The sequence below is a fragment of the Pseudoalteromonas sp. TAP-3C genome, from assembly GCF_059888565.1.
Genome location: NZ_CM187618.1, coordinates 947,291 through 972,460, shown reverse-complemented (window position 1 = coordinate 972,460; position 25,170 = coordinate 947,291). Strand labels below are relative to the sequence as shown.

The window sequence follows — 25,170 nt, the reverse complement described above, 5'->3', positions numbered from 1 at the left end:
TTTCCTTGAGCCAACTGACCTTTAATCGTGAGCGTTTTTAAGCTCAAAAGATAAGCAAAAGAAGCTTAGATTTCCATCAACTCAGCTTCTTTGGCTGTAAGCTGCGTATCCATTTCTTTGATAAACTTATCAGTAATTTTTTGAATAGCATCTTCTGCTTGACGTGCTTCATCTTCAGAGATGTCTTTATCTTTCAATAAGTTTTTAATATCGCCATTGGCATCACGGCGTATATTACGAATAGCGACACGACCGCCCTCTACTTCGCCACGTACGATTTTAATTAAATCTTTACGGCGCTCTTCAGTAAGGGGAGGAAGTGGTACACGGATAACGGTACCAGCAGACATTGGGTTTAAACCTAAGTCTGATGCCATTATTGCTTTTTCAACAGCTTGCGCCAGTGACTTATCAAATACACCAATAGCCAGTGTACGTGAATCTTCAATTGTTACATTGGCAACTTGGTTTAACGGTGTTGGTGCACCATAGTACGACACCATAATACCGTCTAAAATTGCCGGATGAGCTCGGCCAGTTCGAATTTTAGATAATTGACTACCAAGTGCTGCTACACTTTTTTGCATGCGCTGTTGCGCATCTTTTTGAATATCGTTAATCACGGTTTAATCCTAATCTAGTTACTAACTTCATCTGAGGCTTGTGAAGAAATAAGGGTTCCTTCTTCTTCACCCATTATTACGCGTTTTAATGCGCCTGATTTATTCATATTAAATACGCTCAATGGCATATTGTGATCGCGAGCAAGCGTAAATGCCGCTAAATCCATAACTTTTAATTCTTTATCAATAATTTCATTGTAGCTTAAGTGACGGTAAAGTGTTGCCTCCGGATTTTTTACCGGATCATCACTGTAAACACCGTCTACTTTGGTGGCTTTAATCACGGTGTCTGCTTCAATTTCAATACCACGTAAACACGCTGCAGAGTCAGTCGTAAAAAACGGGTTACCTGTCCCTGCTGCAAAAATAACAACACGGCCCGTTTTTAATAAGCTAATGGCTTCGGCCCAGTTGTATGCATCACACACACCGTTAAGTGGAATCGCTGACATCAAACGACAATTGACAAAAGCACGGTGCAACGCATCACGCATAGCAAGGCCATTCATCACCGTTGCTAGCATTCCCATGTGGTCGCCAACAACGCGGTTCATACCCGCCTCAGCTAATGAGCCGCCACGTAAAAAATTACCACCGCCGATGACTAAACCTACTTCTACGTCGAGCTCTACTAACTCTTTAATTTCTTGTGCCATTCGATCTAACACTTTAGGGTCGATGCCGAAGCCTTCGTCTCCCATTAAAGCTTCACCACTTAATTTGAGAAGAACACGTCTAAAAATAGGTTTGCGATTGATAGTCATAGTTTTGGGGCCAACTTTTATTGAATTATGGATAAAAAATAACCGCGCTTATGTAAAACATAAAAGCGCGGTTATTTTAAAGAATTTCTAAGCGTGACGCAAAAGCAAATAGTACTTTAATTGCATGTATTTTCCTTTTTCATCACACATAGTGTGTCTTACTTAGCTTTAGCCGCTGCAATTTGAGCAGCTACTTCAGCAGCAAAATCTTCTTCTTTCTTCTCGATACCTGCACCAACTTCCATACGTACGAAGCCAGTAACCGTTGCGTTTTTCTCTTTAAGAATTTCGCCAACAGATTTTTTAGGTTCCATGATGAAAGCTTGACCAGTAAGAGAAACCTCACCAGTAAATTTCTTCATACGACCAACAACCATCTTTTCAGCGATTTCAGCAGGCTTGCCTTCATTCATCGCGATGTCGATTTGTACTTGCTTTTCTTTTTCAACTACATCAGCAGGTACGTCACCTGGCGTTAAGTACTCTGGGCTTGAAGCAGCAACGTGCATTGCAACGTGCTTAAGTGTTTCTTGATCTGCAACACCTGCAACAACAACACCAATACGCTCACCGTGACGGTACTCAACAAGGTTTTCACCTGTGATGTACTGCAGACGACGTACATTAATGTTTTCACCAATTTTAGTAACAAGTTCAACACGGTCTTCTTCAAACTTAGCTTGAAGATCTTCAATCGTTGTTGTGTCAGCAATAGCAGCATCTGCAACTTTGTTAGCAAATGCTAAAAAGCTTACATCTTTAGCCACAAAGTCAGTTTGACAGTTAACTTCTACAAGCACTGCAACACCGGCATTTTGCTTGATGATAATAGTCCCTTCAGCAGCAATGTTACCTGCTTTTTTAGCAGCCTTTGCAGCGCCGCTCTTACGCATATTTTCAATCGCTAACTCGATGTCACCATCAGTCTCAGTTAACGCTTTTTTACAATCCATCATGCCAGCGCCAGTACGCTCGCGTAATTCTTTAACTAGGGCAGTAGTTACAGCCATTAGTAAATCCTCAAATCTGAATCAGGTTTAGATAAGCGGTTACCCGCTCTACAAGAATAGCAAGTCTTCACCTTTAAAAGATGAAGACTTGATGACAGCTAATTACTCAGCTTCTACGAAGTCATCTTTTTCAGCTTGAGCAACGATGTTACTCTCACGGCCTTCAGTGATCGCAGCTGCAACAGCGCTAGTGTAAAGGTTAATTGCACGGATAGCATCATCGTTACCAGGTACGATGTAATCAACACCGTCTGGGTTAGAGTTAGTATCAACGATTGCAACAACAGGAATACCTAGGTTGTTTGCTTCACGGATAGCAATGTGCTCGTGGTCAGCATCGATTACAAAGATAGCGTCTGGAAGGCCACCCATGTTTTTAATACCACCAAGGCTCTTTTCAAGCTTTTCCATTTCACGAGTAAGCATTAATGCTTCTTTCTTAGTTAACTTCTCAAAAGTACCGTCTTGGCTTTGAGCTTCAAGGTCTTTAAGACGCTTGATTGATTGACGAACTGTTTTCCAGTTAGTCAACATGCCGCCTAACCAACGGTGGTTAACGAAGAATTGATCGCTTTGCAGAGCAGCTTCTTTCACTGCTTCGCTTGCTGCACGCTTAGTACCAACGAAAAGAACTTTACCTTTGTTTGCAGCTGCACCTGATAAAAATTTAAGTGCAGTGTTGAACATTGGTACAGTTTGCTCAAGATTGATGATATGTACACGGTTACGTGCGCCGAAGATGAAAGGCTTCATCTTAGGGTTCCAGTAACGTGCTTGGTGACCAAAGTGAACACCAGCTTGAAGCATATCGCGCATTGAAACGTTTGCCATTTTGTAAATCCTCTAAGTTGTTTAGGGTTAGGCCTCCACATATCCCATAGCACCAACACCGCAGTTAAATGAAACTGAAATGCACCCAAGTGTATGTGACGATACGTGTGTGTGTTAAAATAAAATTGTGTTTGCCTCAAATACAAAAAATCATTAAAGAATTTATTTGTAAAAAGACGGCGCGCTTTATACCATATTAAAAATAAATACTCAACGTCTCGTGCAAAAATTGTGCGACGATAATCATCTAAAAACGCAACTTTGGAGCCTCAATGAGCGCTGTGATTAAGACCCCTGAAGAAATCGAAAAAATGCGTGTAGCAGGCCGTTTGGCTGCTGATGTGTTAGAAATGATCGAACCCCATGTGGTGCCAGGTATCACCACCGATGAGCTAAATACAATTTGTCATGATTATATTGTTAATGTGCAAGATGCCGTTCCTGCGCCTCTTAATTATCATGGTTTTCCAAAATCAATTTGCACCTCAGTAAATCATGTAATTTGTCACGGTATTCCCAACGACAAACCATTAAAAGAAGGCGACAGTGTCAACATCGACATCACGGTGATTAAAAATGGTTACCACGGTGATACATCAAAAATGTTTCATGTAGGCACACCCAACATTCAAGGTAAACGCCTTGCAGAGGTCACTCAAGAAAGCCTTTACCTTGCCATTAAAATGGTAAAACCGGGTGTTCGCCTTGGAGATATTGGTGCAGCTATTCAAAAATATGCAGAGAGCTTTAATTACTCTATTGTACGTGAATATTGCGGCCATGGTATTGGCAGTGAATTCCATGAAGAACCACAGGTAATGCATTATGGTAAAGCAGGAACTGGCGAAACACTTAAAGCGGGTATGTGTTTAACTATTGAGCCTATGGTAAATGCAGGTAAACGCCAGTGTAAATTACTAAAAGACGACTGGACTGTGGTTACAAAAGACCGTAGTTTATCAGCTCAGTGGGAACACACTTTACTGGTGACTGATAATGGAGTTGAAATTTTGACACTCCGATCAGATGATACGATTGATCGCATCATCGAACACTAATTTAGTGTGTGCTTAATCATGCGACTAACAGGCTTTAGCCTAAGCATCGACTAAGAATTTGCTGTAAGGGCATATAACCGAGTTCATTTCCCTTACGGCACACCCATCTAAAAAGAAACTATATAATTACACCGCAATCCATACATAGGAGCTAACCTAAGTGGCATTACCCAACAAAGTAAAAAAGTTGCTCAATGATGCTCAGCAACTTAGCGATTACCGTGACTGCTCCGCCTATTTTTATAAATGGTTGCACAATGAATTTTCTAAACAACCTGTTGGTAACTTAATTAATGCTCGCGCAGAGTTTATTGACCGATTACTGATTAAACTTTTTCATGTTTATGATTTAGCTCACGAGCCTGATTTAGCTTTAATTGCCGTAGGGGGTTATGGCCGTGGTGAACTGCATCCTTATTCAGATATAGATTTTTTATTGCTTGTTACAAAACAACCTAATGATGAGATTTGTGAAAAAATTGGCCAGTTTGTCACTATGCTATGGGATCTTAATCTAGAAATAGGCCATAGCGTACGTACCATTGAACAAGCTATAGAACAAAAGCGCGAAGATGTCACCTTTGCCACCAGCCTACTAGAAAGCCGCTTAATTTTTGGTAACCACATTGAATTTGAAAAGCTTAAAAATTACCTTATAGAGACACCTGTTTGGGGATCCCGTGAGTTTTTTATTGCGAAAGTACAAGAACAAAATTTGCGTCATAAAAAATGTCACGGCACGGCCTATAACTTAGAACCCAATATCAAAGAAAACCCGGGCGGCCTGCGCGACTTACAGACCATAATCTGGGTGGCTAAGAAACACTTTAGAGCCGAAACCTTACAAGAGCTGATTAGTCACGGCTATCTTACCCATGAAGAGTATCAAGAACTGTTAGAGTGCCTTGAAAACTTATGGAACATCCGCTTTGCACTGCACTTAGCTGCTAATCGTTCAGAAAATCGCTTATTGTTTGATCATCAACCCCAAGCAGCTGAAATTTTAGGCTTTGGTAGCGATGGTAAAGCCTCCGTTGAACGAATGATGAAGCGCTTATTTAGAATAATGAGCCGGGTGCGTGAGCTCAACCAAATGTTGTTATCGTATTTTGAACAAAGTATTTCACCAGACAGTAACCAAGTGGTTGTAGAAGAACTTGATCGGAATTTTGAACGGGTTGGGCATCAAATTCGTGTAAAAAGTCCATCCGTGTTTTTTAGGCGCGATCAGCTTTTTGTGCTGTTTGAACATATTGCCGAGCACCCTGAAATTACGCATATATACCCAAGTACAATTCGCACTATTCGTCAGGTACGTCGTCGTTTATTAGGTGACTTACAAGATTATGCTGCATGCAGAGCCGCTTTTTTACGTATTATAAAACACCCAAACGGCATGGGTCGTGCGTTCACGCTAATGCACAAACACGGCATGATTGCCGCCTATTTGCCGCAGTGGCGAAATATTTTTGGTCAAATGCAGTTTGATTTGTTTCATGCTTACACAGTGGATGAGCATACGCATAAATTAATTAATAATATTTATCAGTATTTTGATAAAACTGGAATTAGCCAATTCCCAATTTGCAGCGAAATAGTTACCCGCATGGATAAACCTGAACTCCTCTATTTAGCGGGTATTTTTCATGATATTGCCAAAGGACGTGGGGGGGATCACTCTGAACTTGGCGCAGTTGACGCTATCGCTTTTGCTAAATTGCATGGGTTTGTTTCCTCTGATGGTAAATTAATATCATGGCTTGTTGGTAACCACTTACTTATGTCTGTTACCGCTCAACGTAAAGATATAAACGATCCAGATGTAATAAAAGATTTTGCCTCTCGAGTAAAAACTGAGCGTCAACTTGACTACCTCTATTGCTTAACTGTGGCCGATATTCGGGCCACAAACGACAACTTATGGAACGATTGGAAAAACACGCTACTACGCGAATTGTATTTGCACACACAGCGTGCGCTAAGACTTGGGCTTGAAAACCCCATGGATCAGCGCGACCAAATACGTGATAAAAAGCATCAAGCTAAGCAGCGCTTACTTAATTTGCGCTATAAAGAAGAGCAAATCGATTTAATTTGGAGCCGCTTTAAAGCTAACTACTTTACCGCTTTTAGTGAGCAACAAATTTCCTGGCATACAGAGCATTTGCTCAAGAAAACTGATTTAAGTTTGCCCAGTGTTATCGTGTCTAATAAGGCCATGCATGGCGGCACGCAAGTATTTGCCTACAGCCCTTACTCAGGTGCACTATTTGCGCGATTAGTGAGTGTTATTGGCTCTAAAAAAGCCCAAATTCAGCATGCTCAGGTACTCACCACTAAAGATGGTTATGTGCTGTTTAACTTTGTTATTTTAGAGGTGAATGGCGACCCAATTGCCAGCAGTCGTGCACAATTTATTAAACGCGGATTAGAACTAGCATTAAACGAACCACGTAAAAAAATACGCTTTAAAAAGAGCCGCTCACAACGTTTTAAAGACTTTAATATTAAACCTAAAATTGTACTGCGCCCCCATACTCGTAAAGATCGCAGTTTAATAGAAATTCAAGCAGTTGATATACCGGGGCTATTAACTAAAATAGCTGAAGTTTTTCAAGCTCATTTACTCCACATACATGCAGCACGCATTACTACGGTAGGCGAGCGCGCAGAAGATTTTTTTGTGGTATCAAATAACGAATATCAAGCGCTGACTGATGAAGAGCAAGCAAAAATTCATCAGGCATTACGTAAAAAACTCAACGCCGAAATTGAATAAGAGGACATTATGTCAGATTTAAAAACCATGATTGAAAATGCGTGGGATAACCGCGACAGCATTAGCCCTACTACAGTATCAAGCGATGTTAAACAAGCGATTATAGACGCACTTGAACTATTAGACAGTGGCGCGGCTCGCGTTGCAGAGAAAATTTCAGGCGAATGGGTGGTTCATCAGTGGCTTAAAAAAGCCGTACTGCTTTCATTCAGAATTCGTGAAAATCAACCAATGAATGACGGCGTAAATCAATTTTTTGATAAAGTGCCACTTAAATTTAGCGACTACACGGCGCAGCAGTTTCAACAAGAGGGTATGCGGGTTGTACCCAATGCGGTAGCACGTAAAGGCAGCTTTGTAGGAAAAAACGTCGTATTAATGCCATCGTACGTAAATATTGGCGCTTATGTTGATGACGGTACTATGGTTGATACATGGGCAACTGTTGGCTCATGCGCACAAATTGGTAAGAATGTACATTTATCAGGCGGGGTAGGCATAGGCGGCGTTTTAGAGCCATTACAAGCCAATCCTACCATCATTGAAGACAACTGTTTTATTGGTGCACGCTCAGAAATTGTTGAAGGCGTTATTGTTGAAGAAGGTGCCGTTATTTCAATGGGTGTTTACATCAGCCAAAGTACCCGTATTTACGACCGTGAAACCGGTGAAATTCACTATGGCCGTGTACCAGCTGGTGCTGTTGTTGTACCCGGTGCGCTTCCTTCAAAAGACGGGACTCATAGCTTATACGCCGCCATAATTGTGAAAAAAGTAGATCAACAAACACGCGAAAAAGTAGGCATTAATGCCCTACTTCGCTCAATTGATGATTAAAAAAAGCGATAAGCTTTTAGCACTAAGCGCTATGCAGATTGGTGTTAAACGTAGGTTGGGTTGAGTAAAACGAAACCCAACAACACATAAAAGTTGCGTGTTTTAGCGAAAATTAAATTGTATATTAAAAGCTCTAGATCTTTGGTTTAGGGTTTTTTTATTGGTTTTAAAATACTTACTAGCAAACCTGTCCCTATTTAATGGCGTTGCTTTGTTAGAAAACGGCAACTATAGTGAATAAACTTATGGTTCCTTTGTCGAGGTTAGGTTGTTGCGGCTTTTTATTACAGCTTGGTTTATTTTATTGGTTTGCACACCCGTTATTGCCAATGATTTTAGCGATTTTGAGCGTCAGTTAAACGAAGCTGAAGATTACCTTGTTGTTAACCCTGCGCAATCGATTATTATTTTAGAAAATTTAGACAATCTTAATAACGTCCCTACACCACTATTTATCCGCTGGCACCTTATTTATATGCGTTCAGCAGTCCCAACGAATCAATTAGAAAAGCTATATGAATCAATCGAAGCTATTTTTAAACATCATCAAACTGACTATTTTAAACAACAACTGACCACAATTATGAGTGCTTTAGGTATTTGGCTGCGCCATTTTGATTATTTAACCGACGCACAGTTGTCGTTGCAATGCGCTTATAAATATGCAAAAAACGACCGACAACGTTTAACACTTACAAACAGTATGGCGTTGATAGCCAGGAAGCAAAATAACTTGACGAAAGCAAAAGCACTTTATGAAAAAAATTATCAACTCACCGTGTTGTTAAAACTAAAAAATGTAAGCGCTCTCATACAAAATAATCTAGGTTACATTGCTTTAGATGAAGGTAATATCAAGCAAGCAGAGGAATATTTTCGCACTGCATTAAGTCTAAATCAGAACATTGATAAGCGTGCCGGTCAAGTTTCTACAGGTCTCAGTTTATTAATGACTTTTTTAATTCAGCAGCAGCAAGTTAATTTTCAACGGCTCTACACCCCAACAGCTACGTTAACTCATGCATTTCCTAATGAATCAAAACAGGCATTGCTTTTATGGCTTGAGTTAAGCTATAAAAATCTCAACGGCGAATTTATCAGTCAACAGGAGAAACAACAGTTACAGTCGGCTTATGCGCAATTAGAAAGCGATAAAATGAGAATATTGGTAGCGCGCTACTTAGCTAAAAATCTCGATGTTGTTGTCCCCCTGCCCCCTCCAGTTATTGATAAAAGCTTTGTCAGCCCGTGGTTTGAATGGGTAAAACAATGTGATTGGGAGCAAAGTGTATAACTTTTGGTTATCAGTGGGGCTTGGTTGATTGGAGTTAAACGTCGATAGAATTAACGCCGGGCAGCTCGTCACTGATAGCTGACAACTAGAAACTTCCATTAAACCAATAAAAAGCACTTAAAATAAGTGCTTTTTTATTTACTTAAAATAAGTGCTTTTTTATTTACTTAAAATAAGTGCTTTTTTATTTACTTAAAATTATTGATTACAACGCGTTAAATACATCGTCTGTTTTAGCAGCGCAAATAAAGTCGTTTTTATGCAGGCCTTTGATTGAATGGCTCCACCAAGTAACCGTTACTTTACCCCATTCAGTTAATAAACCGGGGTGATGGCCTTCCTCTTCAGCCATATCACCTACTTTATTGGTGAACGCGATGGCTTGTTTAAAGTTTTTAAATTTATAAACGCGCTCTAACTGCATGATACCGTCGCGTACTTCTGGCACCCAATCAGGGATTTTTTTAATTAATTCAGCCAATTCTGCATCTGATACTTTTGGTGCATCTGCATGACAGGCTTCACATTTTTGTTCACTTAATGAAGACATTTTATATCCTTAATTCTGATGTTACTTTTATTAAAAAACTAACTCGCTAATTTTTCTTTTGGGGGAAACTTAGGGTCGTGTAAGCCAAGCGCCTTCGCTTGCTCAACTAAAGTCATTATATCCATTTGCGATATTTCAAACAGATCGTGAATCGAATTAATGGTGTAGTACAAAGGCTGTATAATATCAATACGATAGGGCGTGCGCAGCACATCTAGTACATTCATTGAGTTAATTTCTGGTGTATCTGAATACACGTATTGGGTTTCCCCTGGGCTTGATAGAATACCGCCGCCGTAAATACGTAATCCTTTTTCGGTTTGCATCAAACCAAATTCAACAGTAAACCAGTACATGCGCGCTAAATAAACGCGGTCTTTTTTCTCTGCCGCGTACCCTAGCTGCCCGTACTTGTGCGTAAATTCAGCAAAGTCAGGATTTGTTAGCATGGCACAGTGGCCGAATATTTCATGAAAAATATCTGGCTCTTGTAAATAATCAAATTCTTCACGGCTACGAATAAAGGTAGCAACAGGAAACTGCTTGTTGGCAAGTAACCTAAAAAACTCGTCAAAGTCGATAAGCGCAGGTACAGGTGCTACTTGCCAACCTGTTGTTGCCAGTAGCACTTCGTTAAGTTCACTTAACTGTGGAATGCGATCGTGCGGTAGGTTAATTATCTCTAACCCCTGCATATACTCGTCGCAGGCTTTGCCTTCAATACACGCAAGCTGACGTGCTACAAGCTCAGACCATATTTTATTTTCTTCATCACTCCAATGTATAACGCCATTTTCATCGGGTGTTTTGGAGGTGTAATTACTTGCTTTAGCCATAAATACCTTCTTTGGGTTAAAACCCTAAACCGGTTTAAAGTGATAGCCAACTGTTTGGCTATCCGATGTAGCCATACTATGCAAAAGTGAACAAAAGTTTAATAGCTTGACTCAGATCAACAATTTTGCAAAACACACCTTTCGTACATTAAAAATTACAGCAAAGCAAATTTAAGATTACACACCTTTAAAATCAATATCTGCAGACCTGAATTAGCGTAAACAATTAAGTACAACACTACGATATTTTAGTAAATGCCTGATTGAGATCGTTAATAATATCGTTAACATCTTCAAGCCCAACTGATAAACGAATTAAGCCATCACTAATTCCTGCGCTCGCCCTTTCCTCTGGCGTGTAGGGTGAGTGAGTCATAGAGGCTGGGTGTTGAATTAGGGTTTCGGCATCACCTAAACTGACCGCTAAGGTACATAATTTCATGCTATTAATGAATTGCTCACCATCGCTTAAGCTTCCTTTAATTTCAAAGGCAATCACCCCGCCTGCGGCTTTCATTTGTTTACCAATATACTTATTACCGGGGTGAGACTTAAGCCCTGGGTAGTACACTTTATTGACTTGCGGGTGAGATTCTAGATATTCGGCAATTGTTTGCGCACTTTGGCAATGGCGCTCAACCCGAATAGCGAGTGTTTTTAAGCCTCGGTTGATTAACCATGCATCGTGAGGGCTAATCGTCGCGCCAATATCTTTTAGCACCGTCATTTTAATATGTGTAATGTGCTCCAGCGAGCCACACACAATACCTGCAACTACATCGCCATGGCCATTTAGATACTTGGTAGCACTGTGCATAATAATATCAATACCGTATTGTTTCGGTGACTGCAGCAGCGGCGTTAAAAAAGTATTGTCGACCACGCTAATTAAATTGTGCTGTTTTGCCACATCGCCAATCAGGGCTAAATCAATAACCGCCATTGTTGGGTTAATTGGTGTTTCTACAAATATCATTTTTGAATTAGGCTCAATGGCTGCACGTAGCTCATCTTCGTTGGTCATATCAACAAAAGTGACTTTAATCCCCCAACGCGGCAACATGTGCGCAAAAAAGGCAAAGGTGCAACCATAAAGTGCGCTCGATGCAATTAAGTGATCGCCTTGTGATAAAAAGCTTAATACCGAAGCCGACACCGCCCCCATACCCGTTGCGGTTGCTGCAGCGGCTTCACAGCCTTCTAACTGCGCCACTTTTTGCTCAAGCTCAGTTGTCGTTGGGTTACCTAAGCGGGTGTAAATATAACCGGGCTCATCGCCGGCAAAGCGCGCTGCACCTTGTGCGGCATTTTCAAAATGAAACGTTGATGTTTGATACAAAGGTGAGGTTAACGCGCCATGAGGATCGTTGGCTTTTTGTGGGCCATGGATACATTGGGTATGTTGGTGATGCTTGTTCATTGTGTGCTCGTTGTTATTATTGTCGATAACATCAATAAAACGCACTGTCGTATAAAGCACAAGCATGCCGGATGCTCAGATGGCTATTTGTGCAAAACTTCACCCAAAAAGTTGTACACAAATATTGCCAATTATGTAGGCTATTTAGTCTGTGTTGCTTTACTACGATTCATAATTTTACTGGCAATGCCTTGAACTGTGCCTTTTAACAAGCTGCGCTTGTTTTCAAGGCGCGGTAAAGGTCGGCTTAATTCCATCGCTTTATAACCAATGCGTGCTGTAAATATACCCGCACTGACGCCCTGCGCTGCTCGCCCTGAAAGCTTACCTAAAAGCTCAGCACTAAGTGCAGTAGCCGCCAAATCAGAAACAAGCTCTGCACTGCCTACAAACATTACTTGCTTAATTAGCATACGATAAAGCTTAATACGGCTGGCATAGCCAAAACCAATGCCATAAATGCCCCCTATTTGCTCTATTAATTTAGTGCCACGCCATAGCACCGCCATCATATCCACCAGCGCAATCGGACTTAGAGCCACCAATAACGCAGACTCTGTGGCAAAGCGATTAATGAGCTTTTTGGCTTTTGTATCTTGTGTGATGAGTAAGCTATTTGCATACAAGTTCATTATTTCTTTGTCGCTATGATGGGTAGCAACTTGGCTTTTAAAGTTTTCAAAATTATCTAATTGCTGATGCTTATTAAGCTTTTCAAGCCAAGGGAGCGCACCGCCTACCTGCTCACTATTTAACAACCGATTTGCTTCATGTCGATGTAGCTGATTACGTTTTAAACTGCGCAGCATACGATACTCTCGCCACAATAAACGCGAAATCAGTAAGACTCCAGTTAGCACCGCTGTTGAGTACACCCCTCCTAGAATAAGCGACTGCTGAAAAGCCAACACAATTGAAAATGCAAACTCGAGCAGTACTAAAATAATAAAGCTCAGTGCAAACACACCTTTTAACGTTTGCCATTTAGACTTTTTGTAGACTGGCTCTAAATCAATTTCAGGTTCAAGCGCATCGTCCTCAACCTCAGAGGTATAATCACGTTGTCCGTGCTCAATAATTTTAGCGGGAGTCAAAGCTGGCTCGTTTTGCTCAATATCTTGTGCATTTATACGACGCCCTGTTTGAAACGCTTGCTTTGATTCACTCATGTTAATTTATCTCCTAACAAGTATTGCATTACATGGTCTAATCGAATGTGCTTAAGTTGCTTATCGGGGCTTGGCATTGGCGAAAATGATAAAAAATCAAATCCATGTGCTGGCCACTCATTTTTATTGAGCATTCTACTGGGTGGCTCTGGTGGTAAGTAAGTCAGCCAATCAGGCTCATTCAATGGTTTACCATAAATGCAGTCGAGGGTATTACCTTTATCAACCACTTGGCGTGGTTGCGTTGCTGAAATAGACGACATAGCCAGTGTTTCTATTTTTACTCCATCAAATTTTAAATGGTTGCTTTGCTCTTTAACTAACGAGTCGAGTAACAACGCAAGTGATTTGTGATGTCTTGCACTAATATGATCAGACTTATTAGCAGCAAACAGTATTTTATCAATGTTGGGCTTAAATAAACGTTTAAAAAAGCCAGACTCACCATAACTAAAATGTGCCAACAATTGATTAATAACACGGCTTTGCTCATGCAAAGTTTCATGGCCTTCATTTAATGCACTGAGCACATCAACCAATACAATTTGACGGTCAAAATGACGAAAGTGCTGGTTATAAAAAGGTTTAACTACGTTTTTAACATAAGCATTAAAACGCTTAATTAAATGCGCTAAGTTAGAACCCGCCACCACATCGTCTTTCATCTTCTTGGGGTTAATTGGGAAAAACAATAATAACGGCGCCCCTTGCAAGTCACCGGGCATTAGCATACGTCCAGGCTGTAACATCGCAAGCTTGGTGTCTTTTTTTAACCCTATCAACAGCGTTTGATAACTCTGTGCTATATCAGCCAGTGCATTTTCATCAACCGGCGCATCTAAGTCCAACTGCGCTAACGCGTGTAAAAATTCAGCCGAGGTATGACTGCGTGGCACTTGACTAAGCAATGGGTATTGTTGCTCACACCACTGCTCAAAACTTTGCGCGAGCATAGGTAAATCAAGTAACCACTCACCTGGGTAGTCAATAATATCCAAATGCAAGGTTGACTGCGGTGAAAAATGCCCGCGAAGTCCGGCATTACTTTGGTATTTAATTGCTAAGCGCAGAGTGTTTATTCGCTCTGTTGAGGCAGGCCATACTGGTTCCCCGTCGGTTGGCAGTAAACTATTGATTGCACGGTTATAATCAAACGTTGGAACGTTTAATGCTTCTTGTGGCACAATTTTGGTGGCAATATGGCGGTGCTCGCGCATCACATCAAAAAAAGGCAAGTTTTTGTCACTAGCCTGAGAAGTTAAATGTTTTACTAGGGCGGTTATAAATGCGGTTTTACCACTGCCACTTAGCCCTGTTACAGCAAGCTTAACATGCTGATCTAAACTGCGGTGCAAGGCTTGTTGTGCTTTGCCTTTAACGCTTTTAAAGGTCTTTTTTGTAAATGATTGGCTCATAAAGTGTTTTGCACCTCAGTTGCCGTCATTCGTTATGCCGCAGACAGGGTGCTTATCAATCCTTTAAAGTTTATTAATTTCACGGTTAAGCGTAAATTCGCTTGAAGTCACATAACGTTCCATATTTTGTAAGCGCTCATCCACACGCGTCATACGTTCCTTTAAATCTTGTAGTGCACGGCGTGGTGGCTCGCCCTTTTGCCATACTTTAAATTTTACTTCTAACGGATCAACACTAAACGGTGAGTGCGTTTTATTGGTTGCAGCAGGCTTTTTGTCTAAAATAAACCATGCTGCAATGTACGCTACCACAAATAATGGGCCACCCGTTAGCAGTACTGCACTGACAAAAATAATACGGACTAACCATAACTCCATATTAAAGTAATCACTTAAGCCCGCACAGACACCGGCAATTTTACCGCGTTGTGAATCTCTTAATAATTCGCGTTTAGTATTCATAGCGTTTGTCTCCACTTGGGTGACTCTTGATCAAGTAATGCTTCTAGTGTTTCGATTCTATCAGTCATTTTTTCAGCTTTTTGAGCAAGTTCTAGCAACTGGCGATGCTCGTGTTCACTTAAACCTTGGCTTACTTGTTTTTTGCTACGGTAGTGTAATATTAACCACAGTGGCGCCACAAAAATCATAAACAAGATAAAGGGGGCAACTAGTATTTCTGGATCAAACATAATCCTCTCCTGACAATCCGTATTTTGTGTAGATATCAGGGGCACGTGGCCCCTGTTTTAAACATTTAGCATTTTATTTGTTCGCGAGTTTCTTTTTAAGTTGTGCCAACTCGTCGTCAATTTTTTCATTCTTTTGTAGGTCTGCAATTTCGTCAGCTAACGTTTGTTTACCTAAATCGTAAGACTCTATTTGAGATTCTAACCCATCAATTTTGGTTTCGTAACGTTCAAAGCGATTCAGTGCATCTTCTACTTTAGAGCTATCAAGCGCTTTTTTCACTTCAAGACGTGACTCAGCTGAGCGTTGACGTAAAATAATCGCTTTTTGACGAGCCTTAGCATCTGCTAGCTTTTCTTGCAGCGTGGTCACTTCTTGCTGTAGTTTCTCTATATGAGATTCTACATGCCCAAGTTCACTTTCTAGGGCAGCGACTGCGTCGGCTGATTTTTGCTTTTCAAGTAAGGCTGAGCGCGCTAAATCATCACGATCTTTACTCAGCGCCAATTCGGCTTTGTCTTGCCAATCGCTTACTTGGGCTTTTAGTGTGTCTAGACGACGTACTAATTCTTTTTTCTCAGCCAGTGTTTTTGCTGAGGTAGAACGCACCTCTACTAATGTATCTTCCATTTCTTGGATAATAAGACGAACCATTTTTTCAGGGTCTTCTGCTTTATCTAAAATGGCATTAATATTAGAATTAACAATGTCTGCAAAACGTGAAAAAATTCCCATAACATATACCTCTGTGATATTTAACTTAATTGGTCTGTACTCACTATTACAATATGCTTGCCAACTTTTAAAAATTTAAAATTTCATTTATTTTCAATGTATTAAATGTAAATTACAAATTTCTTTTGTTATCTACCATAATGAAATACACTAACTGTTAGTAAAAATGACTAAGAGTTAGGGAATATGAGTCAATACCGCCAACAAGACAATTTACTCGGCCAATCAGACAGCTTTTTATCCGTACTTGATCAGGTCTCGCAACTCGCCAACTTAGATAAACCCGTACTTATTATTGGTGAGCGTGGCACCGGTAAAGAGCTTATTGCAGCACGTTTGCACTTTTTATCCAAGCGTTGGGAGCAAAATTACGTCAAGCTCAATTGTGCGGCATTAAACGAAAACCTACTTGAAAGTGAATTATTTGGTCATGAAAGCGGGGCATTTACTGGCGCGAGTAAGCGTCATGAAGGGCGTTTTGAGCGCGCTAATAGTGGCACCTTATTTTTAGATGAATTAGCAAACACCTCTGCGATGGTGCAAGAAAAACTATTAAGAGTAATTGAATACGGTGAGTTTGAACGTGTGGGCGGTAAGCAAACCATTAAAGTAGATACTCGTTTAGTTTGTGCGACCAACGAAGATTTACCCTCTTTAGCCGAGCAAGGTGAATTTAGAAGCGATTTACTCGATAGGCTCGCGTTTGACGTGATCACCCTACCGCCACTGCGCGAACGCCAAGATGACATTATATTATTGGCGGAGCAATTTGCGATGAATATGGCACGCGATCTTGAGTGGGCGCTCTTTAGTGGTTTTACCCGCAGTGCACAACAAAGTTTACTCAGTTATGATTGGCCAGGTAATGTCCGTGAGCTTAAAAATGTGGTGGAGCGTAGCCTGTATCGCCATGGTAATGAGCATATTGCTGTCCATAAAATTATTTTAGATCCATTTGAAAGTCCCTTTAGACCTAAAGCACGAAAGAAACACGCTAATAAGTCAGTTGCCATGAGCAATGAGCCGGTTAAAACCCAGCCCAGTGAAATACCGGTAACAATAAGCACTCCTCAGTTAGCGGCAGACTTTCCATGTGACTTAAAAAGGCTCTCTAATGAATTTGAAATTTCATTAATAAAAAAAGCACTCGAACATAGTCAATTTAATCAAAAGAAAACTGCAGAAGTACTTAGTTTGACGTATCATCAACTACGTGGTTATTTGAAAAAATACAATTTACTAGAATAATAGAGGTTGTGCGGGTGGATAAATTATTACTTGCTTTACTATCACTGAGCTTGGTGGGTTGCATTGATAGTGAAGAAGAAATCTTAGAAAAAAATCAAGGCCTTGTTTATTGCGCTGAGGCTAATCCCGTGTCGTTCAATCCACAAGTAACAACCACAGGGTCAACTATCGATATTATTGCTAATCAGCTGTACGATAGGTTAATTAGTATTGACCCAGTAACCGCCGAATTCAACAGCGAACTTGCCACCGATTGGAAAATTAGTAAAGATGGTAAATCGGTTACCTTTACTCTACGCAAAGGGGTAAAATTTCACAGCACAGCTTATTTTACTCCAAGTCGCGAATTTAATGCCGACGATGTTATCTTTACCTTCAGCCGGATATTTGATGTTTACAACCCTTACCATTTTGTTGGCGACGCTAATTATCCTTATTTTCAGAGCGTCGGTATTGATCAACTTATTCGAAAAATTGTCAGAGTGTCAGATCATCAAGTTCGGTTTGAGTTATTTAATGCCGAAAGCAGCTTTTTAGCCAATATGGCTACCGACTTTGCCGTGGTACTGTCTAAAGAATATGCCATGGCGCTTAAAGCCAATAATCAAGAAAACTTATTCGATCACTACCCCATTGGCACCGGCCCTTATGTGTATAAAGAGTACCGACGCGACCACTTAGTTCGTTTTTATAAAAATCCGAATTATTGGAAACATGATGTTGCTCTTGAGCAGTTGGTGTACGACATTACGCCTAATGGCACCACCCGTATAGCTAAAATATTGACTAAAGAGTGTGATGTAACCGCACACCCAAGCAGTGCACAATTGAGTATTTTAGCGCAACGTGATGACATTAATGTTGAAAGAGAAACCAATTTAAATATTGGTTATTGGGCCTTTAATACTGAACGCCCGCCTTTTAACAATTTAAAAGTGCGCCAAGCTCTGGTTCATGCCATTGACATAGATAAAATAATGCAAGCGGTTTACTACGGTAATGGACTGCGCGCGCAGTCAATATTACCACCGACTTCGTGGGCATTTGAACCGCAAAAAGACATGCCGACTTTTGATTTACAACTTGCAAAAAAATTACTTACTGAGGCCGGGTTTCCAAAAGGCTTTAATATGAACATTTGGGCAATGCCAGTAAGCCGCATTTATAATCCTAATGCACGAAAAATGGCTGAACTGATGCAAAGTGACTTACGTAAAATTGGGGTTAAAGTTAACATTGTAGAGTATGAATGGAACACCTTTATTCAACGCATAGGTGAGCACCGACACGACAGTGTTTTATTAGGTTGGGCAGCCGACACTCCCGATCCGGATAACTTTTTTAGCCCCTTATTGAGTTGCACTGCAACCTTTAGCGGTAAAAACCCAGCGAATTGGTGCAATCCTGAGTTTGATTTACTGCTAACCAAGGCCTTAGACACCACAGATTTAAATTTACGTAAACAGTATTACGATGCTGCACAAAGCATGATTATCAAACAATTACCTTTATATCCAATCGCCCATGGCATGCGCTTTCAAGCAAGTAGTGCTGATGTGGAAGGTATTACTTTGGGCCCGTTTGGCGCTATTTCATTAGCTAACGCGAGGAAGAAGTAATGATCTTAGATTATATTTTTCGTCGTCTCGGACTGTTATTTTTTATGGTGCTATTACTGAGTATTTTTACTTTTTCACTCAGTTACTTGTTCCCGGGTGATGCACTGAGCAATTTAAGTGGAATACCCGATACCAATTTCAGTCAGAATGCAAAATTAGAAGAAAAGTATCTTTATAACAGTAATTATTTTATGCAGTATCTGGCTTTTGTAGGGCGAATATTACAAGGTGACTGGGGAATGTCGTTCGCCTCAGGTAGCAGTGTGTTTGGCCATGTTGTTGATTTGATGCCAGCAACCTTAGAGCTGAGTATTTATGCATTAGCCATTTCGGTATTGGTCGGCGTACCTGTGGGGATTTTAGCGTCGGCTTATCACAAACAATGGCCAGATAAATTTATTAGCTCCACGGCGATGATTGGCTACTCTATGCCGATATTTTGGCTCGCCTTGTTACTTATTATGATTTTTTCACTCAAGCTTGGCTGGTTTCCTATGTCAGGGCGGGTGAGCTTACTTTATGAAATACCCAGCAGTACTGGGTTTATCTTAATTGATATCATACTTGCCGATTTCCCTTATAATGGCACAGCCATGCTTGATGCACTGCATCATCTTACCCTACCAACAATTGTACTAGCTATGTATCCCACCACTGTATTGATTCGCTTTACTCGCGAGTCAATGTTAAAAGTCATGGATCAGAATTTTATTAAAACCGCCCGAGCAAAAGGACTCAACCGCGCACAGCTTATTATTCACCATGCGCTAAGAAATGCCTTATTGCCGGTAATTAAACAAATAGGATTACAATTTAGTACCTTAATAACCCTTGCCATGATCACTGAGGTTATTTTTTCATGGCCAGGAATTGGTCGCTGGTTAATAGACAGTATTTATCAACGTGACTATCCTGCAATACAAGGAGGGTTAATGGCCGTTTCTCTATTCATTATTATTGCAACCATTATGGCCGAACTAGTATATACCCTACTCGATCCTCTGTCTCGGAACCAAGCGCATGGCAAAGTTTAATTTATTTTCAGAAGATTCAAATAAATCACCATTAGCAAGACTGTGGCGAAAATTTAAAAATAACCACCCTGCACTGGTTGGTTTATGGATATTTATTGCCTTTAGTATATTAGCCGCAACTGCACCTTTTCTTGCTCCTTACGGGGTAAATCAACAACATAGTAATGCATTATTGCTGCCTCCCTCATGGAATGAAATGGGCGATGTACGCTTTATTTTAGGTACCGATGATTTAGGCCGAGATGTACTTTCACGACTGATGAATGGCGCGACGTATACCTTTGGTTTATCGGTGATTGCCGCATTAATTACCACTATTATTGGCGTGTTAGTAGGCACATTTGCGGGGATCAGCAAAGGGATACGCTCAAGCTTTTTAAATCACTTACTCGATATTACCCTTTCAATTCCCTCTTTGTTATTGGCTATTATTATCATCGCCATACTTGGTCCAGGATTAATGAATACTGTATGGGCAATTATATTAGCCTTGTTACCCCAATTTATTCACTCGATTAGAAACCTTATTGTTGATGAACTTGGTAAGGATTATGTGACCGCATACCGGCTAGACGGTGCCTCTAAATGGCATATTTTATCGCGCGGTATTTTTCCAAATGTGTATGAGTATATTGTGGTTATTTTTACTATGGCACTCTCTACTGCTATTTTAGATATTGCTGCATTAGGCTTTTTAAAACTCGGCGCACAGCCACCCACTACAGAATGGGGAGCTATTTTAGCCGAAAACCTAGGGCTTATTTACTTAGCACCATGGACAGTTGCACTGCCAGGTGTGCTGCTATTTTTAGCGGTTCTTTCAACAAACTTAGTGGGTGATGGGCTTCGCAAAGTTTTACAAGCGCGTAAGGCCGATTAAATGCAATTACTAGATATTCGAAACTTAACCATTGAGCTTCACACTTCCGAAACCATTATTCGTGCCGTTGATCGCGTAAGTTTTAGTTTAAAAGAAGGTGAAGTACATGCCTTAGTGGGGGAGTCTGGCTCAGGAAAAAGCTTAATTGCAAAAGCAATTGTTGGCGTACTTAATGAACGCTGGGTCATAACCGCCGATAGAATGCATTGGCGTGGTGTCGATTTAATGCGATTAACACCAGAGCAGCGCCGAAAAACAGTGAGTCAAGACATTGCAATGATTTATCAAGATCCAAGCCGTTGTCTTGACCCAACAGCAAAAATATTTAACCAAATTGCCGAAACATTACCCCAAGTAACAGCTAAAGGGTTTTTCTTAAAGCGCAACAGAGAACGCAAGGATCGTGTTAAAGCGCTCATTCATAAGGTTGGTATTAAAAACCACGATGCAGTGCTTGCAAGCTACCCACATGAGCTCTCTGAAGGCGTTTGTCAAAAAGTCATGATTGCCATGGCGATTGCCCGTACACCTAAATTACTGATTGCAGATGAACCAACAACCGCATTAGAAAGTACCACCCGAGCACAAGTATTCAGGTTGTTAAAAAGTTTAAACCAGCTTAAAAGCATGTCTATTTTGATGATTTCCCATGAGCTGGAAGAAATTGCTGATTGGTCACATAGTATTCATGTTTTGTATTGCGGGCAAATGGTTGAAGCAGGACCAACGCAGCGTATTTTTAGTCAACCTCATCACCCTTACACTCAAGCCTTATTGAAAAGTTTACCTGATTACGAACATGGCTTAGCCCACAAAGAACCGTTTTATGCACTCAAAGGTACAATTCCAACATTACAACATTTACCCATTGGTTGTCGATTAGGTCCACGGTGTCCACAAGCACAAAAAGAGTGTGTAGTTGCACCAAAACTGTCAAAACATCACGGCCATACTTATGCGTGTCACTTTCCATTAATTAAGGACGTAAAATAATGCAGCCTTTATTAAAAGTTCAAGCATTATCTAAAGCCTTTAATATACGCGCTGGGCTATTTAGCCGTAAAAAATTTGCGGTGTTAAAAAATATCTCATTTAGCATCGGCAAAGGTGAAACTATCGCGATAATTGGAGAAACAGGATCGGGAAAAAGCACGCTCGCTAAATTGTTGGTCGGTGCTTATAGTGCGGATAGTGGGCAGATATTATTAGAAAATAACATCATTGAGAATAATGGCCAACGCGCTGCTCAATGTCGTTATATTCGCATGATTTTTCAAGATTCAGCCACATCATTAAACCCAGCAATGACGATTGCAGAAATGCTCGACGATTGTCTCAAATTTAATACTGACTTTGATCAAGCCAAACGCAGTGAAAAAATTGCGAGTACCTTGCTAAAAGTGGGTCTTCTGGTTGACCATCAACAATACTATCCGCATATGTTTAGTGTAGGGCAATTACAACGTGTAGCGCTTGCTCGCGCACTTATTTTAGATCCAAAGGTTGTGGTGCTCGATGAAGCGCTTTCATCGCTTGACCCATCTGTAAGAGCGCAGATTGTAAACCTATTACTTAAACTACAGCTTGAAACTGGTTTGACCTATATTTTGATCACTCATCACTTAAGCTTAGTGCGCCACATAAGCGATCAATTAGTGGTGCTTAATAAGGGTGAAATTGTTGAATACGGTGCCACAGAAGCCATTTTTCAAAACCCGCAATCAAAAATCACTCAGCGCTTATTGAATTGTTGATGCTATAGCTGTAAGTCATCAGTTTTAAGCTAAAGAAAAGATTTTAGGGGCTAGGTTCTTGGAAGAGTCAACGCACCTCAGCGTTAAATTTTATCCTCGTTAATTTGCGCGAGGCAAACTCAAGCCTAGCACTTAGTGCCTTTAACCTTTTACCTTTTACCTTTAACCTTTAACCTTTTATTTACCCACAAAAAAAGCGCCACAGGCGCTTTTTTAGTTTTACTTAATTAAACATTACTCTGAAATTTGCGCCGCTCTAGGTATATTTAGTTCCGCCTGTTGCTTAAGCGATTCTATAAACACCGTGTAATTCTTTTGTGCTTGCGCCATGGTGATATTTTGTCTAACTTGTGGTTCTATGTCATCACCAACGCGTGCATCATTTACGGCGTTAAGCGCAACAATTGCCGCATCGCCATTATTTAAATTAACCACATCATAAATTGCACCATCGCTTGGGTGTGCCATTTTAAATGCTTGAGTTACTATAGCCGGCGATACCGCAAAGCTTTCACGTGTAAGTTGCGACTCTTGACGAACGCTCAAAGATTGTTCAACAGCCACATCGTTTAAGCGCTTACCATCTTTGATTTGAGCAAATAAGGTACGGGCTTTTTCTTTAGCAAGCTCTGACGCTTTTTCATTTACTAAACGGGCTTTAATTTGCTCACTTACTTCGCTCAATGCTTTAGTTGCAGCCGGTTGGTACTCGTTAACACGCACTACAATTACGTGCTCATTATCTAATTCAATCACTTCTGAGTTTACTTTATCTTGGCGTAATTCAACCGACGATAACGCGCTGACAACGGCGGGATTATTTAGCGGCTCAGGAAGCGCGCTCAGTGCTAATAATGGTGTAGATTGTACTTCTACGCCCGCTACTTCAGCAGCATCATCTAAGCGGTCAGAAATCTCAAATGCCAATGCACCCATTTCTGTTTGCTTTTCATAAAAAGCATCGACTTTTTCAGTTTTCTCAAGTTCAGCACGTAAATCAGCTTTAACCTCATCAAAAGGCTTGACCTGCTGACTTTGCAGATCGGTAAGCTTAATAATATGGTAGCCAAACTCAGAGGCCACCACATCGGAGTGATCGCCTATATTTTGCAGTGCAAAAGCGGCTTCTTCGAATTCAGGCTCCATAACGTCGCGCTCAATCCACTCTAAATCGCCACCCATTTCAGCACTAACGATATCATCTGACGAAGATTCAGCTAGCTGAGCAAAATCGGCACCATCATTAAGCTGCGCAAGGAGAGATTCTGCTTTCGCTTTTGCTGCATCATCATCTTCACTATTGTTTATTAAGATGTGTGAAACACGGCGCTTTTCAGGCTCAACATATTGCGCTTTGCTCTGCTCGTAATACGCTTTTACATCGTCTTCGCTTACTGATGCAACATCTATATCGTCTGCATTTAGCTCAATGTAATTAACTGAAATAAGCTCTGGCGACAAAAATTGCCCTGCATTTAATTCATAATAATCAGCAACCTCTTGCTCAGTGACAGTCACATCTGCCTGCATTGTTTGTTTATCAATCACTAAATAATCAATGCTACGTGTTTGCTGTTGCAAGGCAATGGCTGATTTAAGCTCGTTTTGTAGGGCAAAGTCTGTACCCGCAACAGCTGATACTAATTGGCTTCGCGTCATATCACCACGCAAGTACTCACGAAACGAATCCGGTTGGAAGTTCATTTGACGAATAACCTGTAAGTAGCGATCGTTGTTAAATCTATCACCAATTTTAAAATAAGGTAGCTCTAAAATTGTTTGACGAACACTTTCATCACTGACACGAAGACCTAGTTCAGCCGCTAACTGGCTTTGTAATTCTTGTTGTACTAAACGGTCAATCACGCCTTGGCGGATTTGAGCCATGTAAGTTGGATCAGCGGCTATTTGGGTAAAATATTCACCAAATTGTTGTTCTAAGCGGCTACGCTCATTTTGAAACGCACGGCTAAATTCTGTTTGGCTAATTTTAACTCCATTTACTTCAGCAACGGGTTGTTCTGTGGTTTGACCTAAGTAACTACCGATCCCAGCTAAGGCAAAAGATAAAATCACCACGCCTAAAATAATTTTGGCTATAGGTCCTTGCGAACCTTCTCTGATTTTCTCAAGCATTTGTTTATCTCTTTTCTGATCAAGGTATTTGTACCTTGTCATATGTAAAAAAAGCGTATCTTACCAGATACGCTTTTTCACTTGAAGTAACTGGCGGTGAAGTAGCTTAATTCATCGATTAGAATAATTAAGCGCATTGTCCACTCGCCACAACTAATTTGTATATACAGTGATTAGTTTACTGCGTCTTTAAGCGCTTTACCGGCTTTAAAAGCTGGGATGTTTGCTGCAGCAATTTGAATCGTCTCACCAGTTTGTGGATTACGTCCTGCACGAGCTGCACGCTCACGTACAGAAAAAGTACCAAAACCAACAAGCGCAACTGAGTCGCCGTCTTTTAGCGCGCCAGAAACAGATTCGATGAATGAATCTAGAGCACGACCTGCAGCCGCTTTAGAAATGTCAGCATCAGCTGCGATTTGATCGATTAATTGAGATTTATTCACAATATCATCCTCTTTCATTGTTGTTATCAAGAGCGATTGTTT

The 25,170-nt window shown here is 40.7% G+C and carries 24 protein-coding genes; 10 read left to right on the top strand and 14 right to left on the bottom strand.

The window, feature by feature from the left end; genetic code table 11:
- Window positions 1-65: 65 nt before the first annotated feature.
- The 4 genes from frr to rpsB all read right to left on the bottom strand — a co-directional run bounded on the left by frr (window position 66) and on the right by rpsB (window position 3,228).
- Window positions 66-587 carry a ribosome recycling factor gene (gene frr, locus AC6H44_RS04535; protein ID WP_013465428.1) on the bottom strand — a complete coding sequence of 174 codons (522 nt, stop codon included), beginning with the start codon at window positions 585-587 and terminating at the stop codon, window positions 66-68.
- A 50-nt stretch (window positions 588-637) separates the two neighbouring features.
- Window positions 638-1,387, bottom strand: a complete 750-nt coding sequence (gene pyrH / locus AC6H44_RS04530) for a UMP kinase (protein WP_500737756.1) — start codon at window positions 1,385-1,387, stop codon at window positions 638-640.
- Between the two features lie 158 nt (window positions 1,388-1,545).
- Window positions 1,546-2,397, bottom strand: a complete 852-nt coding sequence (gene tsf, locus AC6H44_RS04525; RefSeq protein ID WP_500737755.1) for a translation elongation factor Ts — start codon at window positions 2,395-2,397, stop codon at window positions 1,546-1,548.
- A gap of 102 nt (window positions 2,398-2,499) precedes the next feature.
- Window positions 2,500-3,228 carry a 30S ribosomal protein S2 gene (gene rpsB, locus AC6H44_RS04520; RefSeq protein WP_008110990.1) on the bottom strand — a complete coding sequence of 243 codons (729 nt, stop codon included), beginning with the start codon at window positions 3,226-3,228 and terminating at the stop codon, window positions 2,500-2,502.
- 272 nt (window positions 3,229-3,500) lie between these two features.
- On the opposite strand from rpsB, the gene map reads away from it, so the two are divergent.
- From map to AC6H44_RS04500, 4 genes are all read left to right on the top strand, one after another.
- Complete coding sequence (map, locus tag AC6H44_RS04515; RefSeq protein WP_500737754.1) at window positions 3,501-4,286, top strand: type I methionyl aminopeptidase; 786 nt, start codon at window positions 3,501-3,503, stop codon at window positions 4,284-4,286.
- A 160-nt stretch (window positions 4,287-4,446) separates the two neighbouring features.
- Window positions 4,447-7,065, top strand: a complete 2,619-nt coding sequence (gene glnD, locus AC6H44_RS04510) for a [protein-PII] uridylyltransferase (protein WP_500737753.1) — start codon at window positions 4,447-4,449, stop codon at window positions 7,063-7,065.
- Between the two features lie 9 nt (window positions 7,066-7,074).
- Window positions 7,075-7,902 carry a 2,3,4,5-tetrahydropyridine-2,6-dicarboxylate N-succinyltransferase gene (dapD, locus tag AC6H44_RS04505; protein WP_500737752.1) on the top strand — a complete coding sequence of 276 codons (828 nt, stop codon included), beginning with the start codon at window positions 7,075-7,077 and terminating at the stop codon, window positions 7,900-7,902.
- Between the two features lie 271 nt (window positions 7,903-8,173).
- Window positions 8,174-9,196, top strand: coding sequence for a tetratricopeptide repeat protein (locus tag AC6H44_RS04500; RefSeq protein WP_500737751.1), 1,023 nt, complete (start codon window positions 8,174-8,176; stop codon window positions 9,194-9,196).
- 205 nt (window positions 9,197-9,401) lie between these two features.
- Here AC6H44_RS04500 and AC6H44_RS04495 read toward each other — a convergent pair whose 3' ends face one another.
- The 8 genes from AC6H44_RS04495 to pspA all read right to left on the bottom strand — a co-directional run bounded on the left by AC6H44_RS04495 (window position 9,402) and on the right by pspA (window position 16,011).
- On the bottom strand, window positions 9,402-9,746 hold the full coding sequence (locus tag AC6H44_RS04495) for a 4a-hydroxytetrahydrobiopterin dehydratase (protein WP_500737750.1): 345 nt from the start codon (window positions 9,744-9,746) through the stop codon (window positions 9,402-9,404).
- 38 nt (window positions 9,747-9,784) lie between these two features.
- Window positions 9,785-10,582 (bottom strand): phenylalanine 4-monooxygenase, encoded by a 798-nt coding sequence (gene phhA / locus AC6H44_RS04490; RefSeq protein WP_500737749.1) that lies wholly within the window; start codon window positions 10,580-10,582, stop codon window positions 9,785-9,787.
- 238 nt (window positions 10,583-10,820) lie between these two features.
- Complete coding sequence (megL, locus tag AC6H44_RS04485; RefSeq protein WP_500738376.1) at window positions 10,821-12,002, bottom strand: methionine gamma-lyase; 1,182 nt, start codon at window positions 12,000-12,002, stop codon at window positions 10,821-10,823.
- 140 nt (window positions 12,003-12,142) lie between these two features.
- Complete coding sequence (locus AC6H44_RS04480) at window positions 12,143-13,171, bottom strand: TIGR01620 family protein (RefSeq protein WP_500737748.1); 1,029 nt, start codon at window positions 13,169-13,171, stop codon at window positions 12,143-12,145.
- A complete protein-coding gene (locus AC6H44_RS04475) occupies window positions 13,168-14,586 on the bottom strand; it encodes a YcjX family GTP-binding protein (protein WP_500737747.1) in 1,419 nt (472 codons plus the stop codon). Before AC6H44_RS04475 ends, AC6H44_RS04480 begins: the two co-directional genes overlap by 4 nt.
- A gap of 63 nt (window positions 14,587-14,649) precedes the next feature.
- Complete coding sequence (gene pspC, locus AC6H44_RS04470) at window positions 14,650-15,048, bottom strand: envelope stress response membrane protein PspC (protein WP_500737746.1); 399 nt, start codon at window positions 15,046-15,048, stop codon at window positions 14,650-14,652.
- The gene (pspB, locus tag AC6H44_RS04465; protein ID WP_500737745.1) at window positions 15,045-15,278 is read right to left on the bottom strand and encodes an envelope stress response membrane protein PspB; all 234 of its coding nucleotides are present in this window, start codon (window positions 15,276-15,278) and stop codon (window positions 15,045-15,047) included. The genes pspC and pspB overlap by 4 nt, the downstream gene beginning before the upstream one ends.
- A gap of 73 nt (window positions 15,279-15,351) precedes the next feature.
- Window positions 15,352-16,011 (bottom strand): phage shock protein PspA, encoded by a 660-nt coding sequence (pspA, locus tag AC6H44_RS04460; RefSeq protein WP_500737744.1) that lies wholly within the window; start codon window positions 16,009-16,011, stop codon window positions 15,352-15,354.
- A gap of 186 nt (window positions 16,012-16,197) precedes the next feature.
- Between pspA and pspF the strand changes: the two genes are divergently transcribed.
- From pspF to AC6H44_RS04430, 6 genes are read left to right on the top strand one after another with little or no spacing between them, the layout of a single operon-like run.
- Window positions 16,198-17,259, top strand: a complete 1,062-nt coding sequence (pspF, locus tag AC6H44_RS04455; RefSeq protein WP_500737743.1) for a phage shock protein operon transcriptional activator — start codon at window positions 16,198-16,200, stop codon at window positions 17,257-17,259.
- A 14-nt stretch (window positions 17,260-17,273) separates the two neighbouring features.
- Window positions 17,274-18,878, top strand: a complete 1,605-nt coding sequence (locus tag AC6H44_RS04450) for an ABC transporter substrate-binding protein (RefSeq protein WP_500737742.1) — start codon at window positions 17,274-17,276, stop codon at window positions 18,876-18,878.
- Window positions 18,878-19,912: an ABC transporter permease gene (locus tag AC6H44_RS04445; protein ID WP_500737741.1), complete on the top strand. Its 1,035-nt coding sequence runs from the start codon at window positions 18,878-18,880 to the stop codon at window positions 19,910-19,912. Before AC6H44_RS04450 ends, AC6H44_RS04445 begins: the two co-directional genes overlap by 1 nt.
- Window positions 19,899-20,792 (top strand): ABC transporter permease subunit, encoded by an 894-nt coding sequence (locus tag AC6H44_RS04440; protein ID WP_500737740.1) that lies wholly within the window; start codon window positions 19,899-19,901, stop codon window positions 20,790-20,792. The genes AC6H44_RS04445 and AC6H44_RS04440 overlap by 14 nt, the downstream gene beginning before the upstream one ends.
- Window positions 20,793-21,785 carry a peptide ABC transporter ATP-binding protein gene (locus tag AC6H44_RS04435; protein ID WP_500737739.1) on the top strand — a complete coding sequence of 331 codons (993 nt, stop codon included), beginning with the start codon at window positions 20,793-20,795 and terminating at the stop codon, window positions 21,783-21,785. It begins immediately after the preceding gene.
- Window positions 21,785-22,546: an ATP-binding cassette domain-containing protein gene (locus AC6H44_RS04430; protein WP_500737738.1), complete on the top strand. Its 762-nt coding sequence runs from the start codon at window positions 21,785-21,787 to the stop codon at window positions 22,544-22,546. The genes AC6H44_RS04435 and AC6H44_RS04430 overlap by 1 nt, the downstream gene beginning before the upstream one ends.
- 234 nt (window positions 22,547-22,780) lie before the next feature.
- Here AC6H44_RS04430 and AC6H44_RS04425 read toward each other — a convergent pair whose 3' ends face one another.
- Entirely contained in the window at window positions 22,781-24,682 is a 1,902-nt protein-coding gene (locus tag AC6H44_RS04425; protein ID WP_500737737.1) for a SurA N-terminal domain-containing protein, read from the bottom strand.
- A gap of 173 nt (window positions 24,683-24,855) precedes the next feature.
- The gene (locus AC6H44_RS04420; RefSeq protein ID WP_256872136.1) at window positions 24,856-25,155 is read right to left on the bottom strand and encodes an HU family DNA-binding protein; all 300 of its coding nucleotides are present in this window, start codon (window positions 25,153-25,155) and stop codon (window positions 24,856-24,858) included.
- Window positions 25,156-25,170: the final 15 nt, after the last annotated feature.

Coding starts and splice junctions, on each gene's coding strand:
- pspA (WP_500737744.1), bottom strand. CDS start 16,011: ATGGGAATTTTTTCACGTTTTGCAGACATTGTTAATTCTAATATTAAT.
- pspF (WP_500737743.1), top strand. CDS start 16,198: ATGAGTCAATACCGCCAACAAGACAATTTACTCGGCCAATCAGACAGC.
- megL (WP_500738376.1), bottom strand. CDS start 12,002: ATGAACAAGCATCACCAACATACCCAATGTATCCATGGCCCACAAAAA.
- AC6H44_RS04495 (WP_500737750.1), bottom strand. CDS start 9,746: ATGTCTTCATTAAGTGAACAAAAATGTGAAGCCTGTCATGCAGATGCA.
- map (WP_500737754.1), top strand. CDS start 3,501: ATGAGCGCTGTGATTAAGACCCCTGAAGAAATCGAAAAAATGCGTGTA.
- AC6H44_RS04475 (WP_500737747.1), bottom strand. CDS start 14,586: ATGAGCCAATCATTTACAAAAAAGACCTTTAAAAGCGTTAAAGGCAAA.
- tsf (WP_500737755.1), bottom strand. CDS start 2,397: ATGGCTGTAACTACTGCCCTAGTTAAAGAATTACGCGAGCGTACTGGC.
- AC6H44_RS04480 (WP_500737748.1), bottom strand. CDS start 13,171: ATGAGTGAATCAAAGCAAGCGTTTCAAACAGGGCGTCGTATAAATGCA.
- phhA (WP_500737749.1), bottom strand. CDS start 10,582: ATGGCTAAAGCAAGTAATTACACCTCCAAAACACCCGATGAAAATGGC.
- AC6H44_RS04435 (WP_500737739.1), top strand. CDS start 20,793: ATGCAATTACTAGATATTCGAAACTTAACCATTGAGCTTCACACTTCC.
- AC6H44_RS04430 (WP_500737738.1), top strand. CDS start 21,785: ATGCAGCCTTTATTAAAAGTTCAAGCATTATCTAAAGCCTTTAATATA.
- pspB (WP_500737745.1), bottom strand. CDS start 15,278: ATGTTTGATCCAGAAATACTAGTTGCCCCCTTTATCTTGTTTATGATT.
- frr (WP_013465428.1), bottom strand. CDS start 587: ATGCAAAAAAGTGTAGCAGCACTTGGTAGTCAATTATCTAAAATTCGA.
- AC6H44_RS04425 (WP_500737737.1), bottom strand. CDS start 24,682: ATGCTTGAGAAAATCAGAGAAGGTTCGCAAGGACCTATAGCCAAAATT.
- AC6H44_RS04440 (WP_500737740.1), top strand. CDS start 19,899: ATGGCAAAGTTTAATTTATTTTCAGAAGATTCAAATAAATCACCATTA.
- pspC (WP_500737746.1), bottom strand. CDS start 15,048: ATGAATACTAAACGCGAATTATTAAGAGATTCACAACGCGGTAAAATT.
- pyrH (WP_500737756.1), bottom strand. CDS start 1,387: ATGACTATCAATCGCAAACCTATTTTTAGACGTGTTCTTCTCAAATTA.
- rpsB (WP_008110990.1), bottom strand. CDS start 3,228: ATGGCAAACGTTTCAATGCGCGATATGCTTCAAGCTGGTGTTCACTTT.
- AC6H44_RS04445 (WP_500737741.1), top strand. CDS start 18,878: ATGATCTTAGATTATATTTTTCGTCGTCTCGGACTGTTATTTTTTATG.
- dapD (WP_500737752.1), top strand. CDS start 7,075: ATGTCAGATTTAAAAACCATGATTGAAAATGCGTGGGATAACCGCGAC.